A 2,257-nucleotide genomic window follows, 5' to 3' on the forward strand; every position below is an offset into this window, starting at 1 on the left:
TTCGACGTGCTCCAGCGGCACCGCCACCACGCACGAGTCGCCGTAGCCGGTGGTCACGCCGTAGATCACGCCTTCCTTGTCCAGCAACGAATCCAGGAACTGCGCGCCCTTGGCGATGCGCTGGCGGTACTTGGCATCGGCTTGCAGTTGAGTCGGCGCCTGACGGTTGGCCAGGGCCAGCACGTCTTCGATGCGCAGGGGAATTTCGCCGAAGGTTACCGGCTCAAGATGCGTCGTCATCGGTCTTCCAGAAAGGGTAAAAGTTGAACCATTGTTGGGGCGCTTCCAGGCAGAACTGGCCCAGGCGCTCGGCGTAGCGGGCGGTCCATTGTGCGATCACCTGCTGGCGGTCGCTGCGTTTCCATTCGATCAACCGGGCGAACGGCTCGATGATCAGGCGATAACGGCCTTGATGCTTCAAGCACATCAGCAGGTTGACCGGGCATTTCAGCAAACCGGCCAACAGCCACGGGCCTTGGGGGAAGGCGGCGTCATGGCCGAGGAAATCCACGCGCACCGTGCGCCCGCCATGCAGCGGTACGCGGTCGCCGGCAATCGCCAGCCACTCGCCGTCGTCGAGGCGCTGGCTGAGCAGCATCATCACTGCCGGGTCAAGTTCGCTGACCTGGATCAGGCGCAGATTGGTCGCCCCGGCTTCGCCCAGAATCCGGTTGAAACGTTCAGCGTGCTTGGTGTGCACCAGCACGTTCATGGTGACCTTTTCGCCAAGCTCGGCGAGGGCGCGGCACACCTCAAGATTGCCCAGGTGCGCGCCCACCAGCATCTGCCCGCGTTCGCTGCGCAGCTGGCCGCGCAGTTGGGCCGGGTCGATGATTTCGATCTGCTCCAGGCGCAACTTGCCGTTCCATACGTCGAGCTTGTCCAGCAGGGCGTCGGCGAACGCCATGAACTGGCCGAAGACGCTTCTGTGGGTAGGGCGCAGGTCGTCGCGCCGGCTCCAGTCGGCCAGGCGCTGCTGGTATTGCCAGGCGCTTTGGCGGGCCGTGCGGCCGAACAGAAAGAAGTAGAAAACGATGCCGTAGAGCAGCGGGCTCAGCAGCCGGCGCCCGAGGACCTTGGCGGCGAAGGCGGTGAATTTCATCAGCCAGAAGCTGCCGCGCTCCTCGCGGTCGGCCCAGTGCTTGGTGTCCTGGCTCATGCCTGCCACCGGCGCCAGAGGATCATCGGCGCGCGCACCAACATGCCGAAGAACAGCCGGGTGTGCATCGAGGAAATCAGCGCGTTGTCGTGGAACAGGCGAAAGTGCGACAGGCCGTCGGCGGGGTAGTGCACCTTGGTCGGCAGCCAGCGCATCGGCTGGTTGCGCCAGGCCAGGCGCACCAGGATGTCGGAGTCGAAATCCATGCGTTTGCCGATGTTGGCCGAGTCCATCAAGGCCAGGGTCGGTGGCAGTGGGTACACACGAAAGCCGCACATGGAATCGCGGATCTGCAGCGACAAGGTGTTGATCCACACCCACACGTGGGTCAGGTAGCGCGCGTAAAGGCGGCCCTTGGGCACGCTGTCGTCGTATTCCGGGTAGCCGCAGATCACCGCATTCGGGTGGGCACGGGAGGTGTCGAGGAAGGTACCGACTTCCCGCAGGTCGTGCTGGCCGTCGGCGTCCACTTGCAGGGCGTGGGTGAAACCCAGGCGTGCGGCTTCGCGAAAGCCGGCCATGACGGCGGCGCCTTTGCCCTGGTTGGCGGGCAGGGTCAGCAGGGACACGTTGTCGAGGGTTGCCAGTTGCGCCAGCACGGCGGCGCAGGCGGCGCTGCTGCCGTCGTCTACCAGCAGGCATGGCAGGCCGCTGGACAGCACGCTATGAACCACGGCGGGCACGGCGGCTTCGTGGTTATAGACCGGGATCAAGGCGCAGGGCTTATGCATAACAGGTACCCCATTGGCAGAAGCGCTGTGCGTGGCGAGGGAGCTTGCTCCCGCTGGGCTGCGAAGCGGCCCCAACACAGGCGACACCGATTTGCCTGATAAACCACAGTGCCTGGGTTGGGAGTGCTGCGCACTCCAGCGGGAGCAAGCTCCCTCGCCACAAAAGCTTAATCACTGACCCTCCCCAGCACGATCCGCCCACTGGAGCAGGCGGCCGCCTCATTGCGGTAGGCGAAGTACAACTTGCCGCGCTCCTGGTCGAACCGCAGGTGCAGTTCGATCCGGTCATCCGGGCGTACCAGTTGCTGGAACTTGAGCACCTCCATCCCGGCGAACGGCCCCGGCAGCTTGAGCAGTTGCTGGCCCA

Annotated in this window: 3 protein-coding genes and 1 pseudogene; all 4 read right to left on the reverse strand. The window is 64.7% G+C overall.

From position 1 onward, the window contains the following. Positions 1 to 240 (reverse strand): aromatic amino acid lyase (locus HX846_RS34830; RefSeq protein ID WP_178967217.1); only part of this gene is annotated, 240 nt, incomplete at its 3' end. Beyond that, positions 224 to 1,159: a glycosyl transferase gene (locus HX846_RS34835; protein ID WP_003209381.1), complete on the reverse strand. Its 936-nt coding sequence runs from the start codon at positions 1,157 to 1,159 to the stop codon at positions 224 to 226. The genes HX846_RS34830 and HX846_RS34835, both read right to left, overlap by 17 nt. Continuing rightward, positions 1,156 to 1,890: a glycosyltransferase family 2 protein gene (locus tag HX846_RS34840; protein WP_178967218.1), complete on the reverse strand. Its 735-nt coding sequence runs from the start codon at positions 1,888 to 1,890 to the stop codon at positions 1,156 to 1,158. Before HX846_RS34840 ends, HX846_RS34835 begins: the two co-directional genes overlap by 4 nt. Positions 1,891 to 2,057: 167 nt before the next feature. Next, positions 2,058 to 2,257, reverse strand: a pseudogene (locus tag HX846_RS34845) (AMP-binding protein); the annotation flags it as partial.

Origin of the sequence: Pseudomonas sp. K5002 (assembly GCF_013386655.1) — a bacterium.
Taxonomy (GTDB): Bacteria; Pseudomonadota; Gammaproteobacteria; order Pseudomonadales; family Pseudomonadaceae; genus Aquipseudomonas.

Excerpts from the sequence above, each read along its gene's own strand:
- HX846_RS34835 (WP_003209381.1), bottom strand. The coding sequence starts at position 1,159 with ATGAGCCAGGACACCAAGCACTGGGCCGACCGCGAGGAGCGCGGCAGC.
- HX846_RS34840 (WP_178967218.1), bottom strand. The coding sequence starts at position 1,890 with ATGCATAAGCCCTGCGCCTTGATCCCGGTCTATAACCACGAAGCCGCC.